This is a genomic window from Mesobacillus sp. (assembly GCF_057785455.1).
The window spans coordinates 1-5408 of sequence record NZ_JBYNSB010000036.1 but is presented as its reverse complement, the minus strand read 5'-3'; the positions used below and the strand labels follow the sequence as shown (position 1 = coordinate 5408).

The following is a 5408-nucleotide window of genomic DNA, read 5'->3' as shown; positions in this document are numbered from 1 at the left end:
ATTCCTCCGCAGGATCACCCGTGGAGGAAGGCATACAAAAATTTGGCGGCAAAAACAAATAATCCTCCTTTGGAGGCAGTAGCATAAAATAGGACATTTCTATTTTGCCAGAATTAGGACATTTCTATTTTGCCTTGACATATACCTACTTTTGGGTGATTGACAATACAGATTTAGAGTGATAAAATTTATTATATAATCTGGAAATATTGTAAAATCTTAAAACATTTCAATTTATTAACCAATCGTTGAGAAAAGCCAAAACCACCGCAAGGTGGTGACGGAAAGCCTCAGATCCAAAGTTGTTTTTGGGTGGCTGGGTTGCCAATGAGCAAAATTGGCAACCCTTTTTTTTATAGGGAGTTCCCTGCTAAGGGAGGTTATCCAAAGGAAGGCTGGGAAGTCGATGGGAATATCCACAAGGGTTTGCTATTTAAGATATGGGATAAGCAGAAGGATTGTATTGTAACAACCCCCAACCCCCCTCAGAAAAGGGATATAAAGAGGGTTGAAGGAAGATGCTCATAATCTTTTATGATGGTAGCTTGTGGATGCTTTTAGGTAAAAACATTTTAATCCTCTTAGAGAGAGGGAAAGAATTTCAAAGCTAAAAACAAAGGAGGTATTTTATGAGTAAGAGATTTTATCAGATTTTTGCAATCATCATGGTGCTTATGATTATAGGCATAGGCAGTGCAATGGCTTCAACAAATCCCAAAGTAATTGATGATTGGAAATCAGGCAATGCAGCCTTTGAATGTCGGAAGATTGGTTCATATGCCTGCTCTTATAAGGTTGATAATGCGGCGGAGAATGGTAGTTATTCTGCTACTTGCACAGGTCCGCTTGGTGAGAATTGGAACACAACAATCACAATCAGCAATAGTGATAGCGTCTATTTCGATTGGGCTTCTGATCCACAGGCAATCAGCGCCGTAATCGTCAAGGCTGGCAGAGGTGCGAATGTCTGGTATTATAATCCAGCCACATACTCCGACACCAGATTATATGCTTATCAGAAAAAAGAAGTGAGCCATGTAACCTTCTGCTGGAACGGCGGTGATGTGCCTCCTCCTCAGCGTGGCACAATAGATGTCTTTAAATTCTGCGATGCCAATGCTAATAGTGTCCTTGACCCTACTGAAATAGATTTTCCTTTAGCAGATTGGCAGATAACTTTCAATCCAGACCCCAAGAGCTGTAGTGGAGTGACTGATAATAATGGATTACTCAGCTGTGTTGGACTTGAACCAGGCATTTATAATGTCTCAGAGACACTTAAAGCTGGCTTTGGCCATACTGCGACATGTGTCAATGGGTATTGTGGAACTTGCTCTAATACTGCATCAGATCTTTGCAATGTTGATGATGACTGCCAGATAGATGAGACATGCGTTCCTTTTGGTCCTGCCTCTGCATCTATCACCATAGCAGGTGATGAAACACAAGACGTTGATTTTGGAAATGTAGGACTCAGCACTATAACAGGCAGGAAATTCTATGATGCTAATGTCAATGGTGTTGACAATGTAGAAGCTGGAATAGCTGGCGTGAAGATATTCTTAAAGAATGATTTAGGTGTAACCGTTGCATGCACAATAACAGAAGCTGATGGAAGCTACACATTTAGTAATATCCTGCCCGGTGAATACACAGTATCAGAAGTTAAACCTGCAGGAGCTATTGCTACTACTGCAACATCATGCGACATTTCAATAGCAGTGGATGAAACATGTGTAGGTGAAACTGAGACATGCAGTTTTGGTAATGTATGCCTTGGCGCTGGCGGCGGCAAGACCCTTGGCTTCTGGTCAAATAAAAACGGGCAAGCCCAAATGAATGATGGCGGAACTATGAGCACTGAGCTTGCAATGCTTGTAGTCCTTAATTTGAGAAATGGTGCTGGAAGTCATTTTGATCCTACAGGATATACTCAATTCCGTTCATGGCTTCTGAGTGCAAGTGCCACAAATATGGCTTATATGCTCTCTGCACAGCTTGCGGCAATGGCTCTGAATGTGGAGGCTGGTTTTGTCAGTAGCGGAGCGCTTGTTTATGCACCCGGATGCGGTAATACGGGAGTAGGCAATAATTTCATTACAATAGGCAATCTCATGGACGCTGCTAATACTACTTTAGGTATAAATGGAGTAACGGTAGCTTCAGGCCATGTTCGCACATATCAGGAATGCTTAAAGAATGCTCTGGATAAGGCTAATAACAATATGAATTTTGTAGTGCTTTGTCCAAATTATGGAGCAACCTGCGAGGAGTAGTTAATAACATACTCTAATGCAAAAAGGGGAAGCTTTTGAAAGCTTCCCCTTTTTTAATGTCAGATTATTTAAAGCTTTTAAGCCCTCTAATTGTCATACTGAACCATAGTAATCCTATCTCAATTAAAGAGCCTATTTAGTGTCTGTGTATAAATTGCTTTTAATCATCTTGGGACTGTCGAAGGATGAGCATGGTTCGACAAGCTCACCATAATTTATAGATACTATTTATAGACATTCACACTCTTGCTTATGCCTTTATTGCCCGCTGTATCAGTTGCCTCCGCTGCAAGTGTATAAAGACCTTTTGCGAGTGTCCTTGTATTCCAGTTAAAGCTCACAGTGCAAGAAGCCGTTGAGCAATTAGCAGTGCCTATAAGAATACCGTTAGCAAATACTCTCACTTGACTTACCTGCACATTATCACTTGAGCTGACAGTAACCTTTGCATTTTTAGCCGGCAGTGTGTTTCCCTCAAGAGGTGCAGTGATAGCAACTATGGGAGCAGCACTATCAACAAAATTATTGACACTTACTGTTACAACTGTTGATGCACCGATGTTGCCTGCGGCATCATAAGCAACTGCCTGCAAAGTGTGCGAGCCATTACTATAGCTGGTAGTATCCCATATGAAAGAATATGGCGTTGTGGAGTCTGCTGCAAATAGCACACCATCAATATAAAGCTCTACCTGACTGACTCCCACATTATCAGAGGCTGAAACACTTATTGTGGCACTGCCCGATAAGGAGGCTCCAGAAGATGGAGATGTTATAGATACGGTGGGTTTCGCTGTATCTGCCTGTGGAGGGGCGGTGTTTGTTGCAGCAAGGACTGATTTGTAGGCATTGACCCTGCCCCAGCCATAATAGATATCGAATCCAGCCGTTCCTAAATCATCAGCATTTTTTTCGATTATTGTTTTTACCTGTGAGTTAGTAAGCCCCGTATTAGCAGAGAGAATAAGCGCAGCAATCCCCGAGACCACTGGAGCTGCGGCTGATGTGCCTGAAAAACCAGCATAAGCCCCATTGTTGTATGTGGTTACCAAGTTTCTTCCCGGTGCGGCTACATTAATCCAGCTGCCAAAATTAGAAAAATATGAAATAGCGTCATTTGAATCTGTGCTTGCAACAGCAATAACATTGCTGTATGCGGCTGGATAATTTGGTGTTGAAGATGTATCATTTCCTGCTGAGGCAATAAGCACAGCACCCTTGCTCCATGCATAATCAATGGCGCTTTTTTCACCGCTGCATTCGCTTGGTCCACCGAAGCTCATATTTATAACCTTGGCGCCATTATCGGCTGCCCATATTATGCCTTTAATGATTGCAGAACAGGTTGTAGTGCCAGTTTCATTATATACTTTGACAGGAAGTATCTTGCTATTCCATGTAATGCCTGCTATGCCTACCGAATTATTTGTCACAGCCGCCGCTATACCTGCTACTGCCGTTCCATGCCCTCCGCCTTCGGTCGTAATAGTCCCACCTTCTATAATGTTTGCACCAGCAAGAAGCTTCGGGGCTAAATCTGAAACAGCGGCAATCCCGCCGTCAATTACGGCAATTGTAATAGTCTGTTCACCTACAGTTATCCCCCATGCAAGCGGCGCTTGAATCTTTGGTAAATGCCACTGACCCGGATACCAGTAGTCGTTTGGGTTTACTGAATGTAGGTAGCGGAAATAGTCTTTGCTCACTGATTTGAAACGGGGATTCCGTGAAAGGGCATTCTGCACTATCTCTAACTTATCAGGCGGGACTCGCAGGACGAAGGCTCCAATCTGCGGTATAAACTCTTTGATCTCAGAATCATGATCTTTGAATATCTTCTTTAGTTCATCAAGGGAATTGCCTGCTTTTTTTTGCACTAATAATTGAGCTGGCGCCCAATCCTTACTGGCTGCCCATGTATTGTTAGGGCAGAGAGTTATAAATACCGAGATAATAAAGAAGGCTAATAAAAGCCTGACCGATGCCCTGTTTAAGTATTTCATGATCCACCTCCATAGACAGTTCCTTAGCCTCCGAAACAGTCCACCAAAGGATAGATCTTGCTTCTTCGGCAGCCCGACTATCCTCTTGCCCTTGTTAGACTGTTGGGGCGGGTAGGACCCGTGGCTTTGCGCCCCATGGTTACCCATGGTTTGCCCTTTCGGAAATTGCTTCTTAATTCAATGATAACCGATATTCAATTTATTTAATGTGATTACAGTCACAAAAACTAAAAGTTTTTTAGTTACGGACATCCATGATAAGTAATGTCAAGGGGAAAACGGAGATTTCCCTCTACCTCCGTTTTTTACTACTCTCGTTGGCTATTTAAATGCTCATCTGCTCCATTAGATCTTTTTAATCACTATTTGGCCCACTTTAAAAAAGTTGCCAGACATCCATTTGCTGTCTCAGGGCTTCGTGAAGATTCCTATTTTCGCTACTCGTTTTGCGCCCTTCACAGAAGATTGAGTTTGAGTAAACCCGCCAGCCTCGAAACACTTCCAAGGTGCACGGCAATTTCACTTGCTTTGCCTGCACAGTCCCTACATTAGGCAAGGCCTGGCGGGAAAATCTATATAAAACAGATGTTATTTCTTCTACATCGTTCAGGCTGCAATTGTTGTTGTCTTTGATTCGTGTTTAGTTATAAACCAAATGAGACAAAATCGGCAAATGAAATAAGAAGTAGTATTCTAAGAAAATAAGGAGGATATCACTATGAGCAACAATGATAACAGAAGGCATTTTCAACCTGAAAAAAAGTATGAGATGGTCAAAGAGTTTATAATGGGCAAATCCCCTGTATCAGAGTATGCAAGAAATATGGGGGCAGGGCAAAGACAAAAGAGAATTGAAGAAAATAGGGAGCATAATCATGCACTAAAAACATCCCAAACTACCTTATTTCAAAGAGGCTTTTTGTCTCATTTGATTGAAGCAAGAAGGTCAAGATAGTCATTTAGTATTGCTGTGTCGTTTCCTGTTAGAATTATGCTCCTCATATACTCCTTGCCTTTCTTGCCAAACTTGTCTGATAAGCTATAAAAAGATTTGTCACTAATATGATTCCTCGCTAATACTGCATGTATCATGTTTTTAATACGCACTCCCATTGCTGTAAGTGAGGAG

At 42.0% G+C, this 5408-nt stretch carries 4 protein-coding genes and 2 riboswitches; of the genes, 3 read left to right on the top strand and 1 reads right to left on the bottom strand.

Annotated features, from left to right (window positions below):
- Nucleotides 1-247 precede the first annotated feature (247 nt).
- A riboswitch (cyclic di-GMP riboswitch) is annotated at nucleotides 248-329 on the top strand.
- Both AC3EBE_RS14755 and AC3EBE_RS14750 read left to right on the top strand, forming a co-directional pair.
- Nucleotides 328-528 carry a hypothetical protein gene (locus tag AC3EBE_RS14755; protein ID WP_488595806.1) on the top strand — a complete coding sequence of 67 codons (201 nt, stop codon included), beginning with the start codon at nucleotides 328-330 and terminating at the stop codon, nucleotides 526-528. It overlaps the preceding riboswitch by 2 nt.
- 101 nt (nucleotides 529-629) lie before the next feature.
- Nucleotides 630-2276, top strand: a complete 1647-nt coding sequence (locus AC3EBE_RS14750; RefSeq protein WP_488595805.1) for an SdrD B-like domain-containing protein — start codon at nucleotides 630-632, stop codon at nucleotides 2274-2276.
- A gap of 224 nt (nucleotides 2277-2500) precedes the next feature.
- Here the strand turns inward: AC3EBE_RS14750 and AC3EBE_RS14745 are convergent, their stop codons facing one another.
- Entirely contained in the window at nucleotides 2501-4279 is a 1779-nt protein-coding gene (locus AC3EBE_RS14745; protein WP_488595804.1) for a S8 family serine peptidase, read from the bottom strand.
- Nucleotides 4280-4343: 64 nt separating this feature from the next.
- Nucleotides 4344-4444, bottom strand: a riboswitch (cyclic di-GMP riboswitch).
- A gap of 553 nt (nucleotides 4445-4997) precedes the next feature.
- On the opposite strand from AC3EBE_RS14745, the gene AC3EBE_RS14740 reads away from it, so the two are divergent.
- Nucleotides 4998-5234 carry a hypothetical protein gene (locus AC3EBE_RS14740; protein WP_488595803.1) on the top strand — a complete coding sequence of 79 codons (237 nt, stop codon included), beginning with the start codon at nucleotides 4998-5000 and terminating at the stop codon, nucleotides 5232-5234.
- The last annotated feature ends 174 nt before the right edge of the window (nucleotides 5235-5408 follow it).

What these genes read in the sequence shown, in the direction of transcription:
- AC3EBE_RS14750 (WP_488595805.1), top strand. Translation starts at nt 630, where the DNA reads ATGAGTAAGAGATTTTATCAGATTTTTGCAATCATCATGGTGCTTATG.
- AC3EBE_RS14740 (WP_488595803.1), top strand. Translation starts at nt 4,998, where the DNA reads ATGAGCAACAATGATAACAGAAGGCATTTTCAACCTGAAAAAAAGTAT.
- AC3EBE_RS14755 (WP_488595806.1), top strand. Translation starts at nt 328, where the DNA reads ATGAGCAAAATTGGCAACCCTTTTTTTTATAGGGAGTTCCCTGCTAAG.
- AC3EBE_RS14745 (WP_488595804.1), bottom strand. Translation starts at nt 4,279, where the DNA reads ATGAAATACTTAAACAGGGCATCGGTCAGGCTTTTATTAGCCTTCTTT.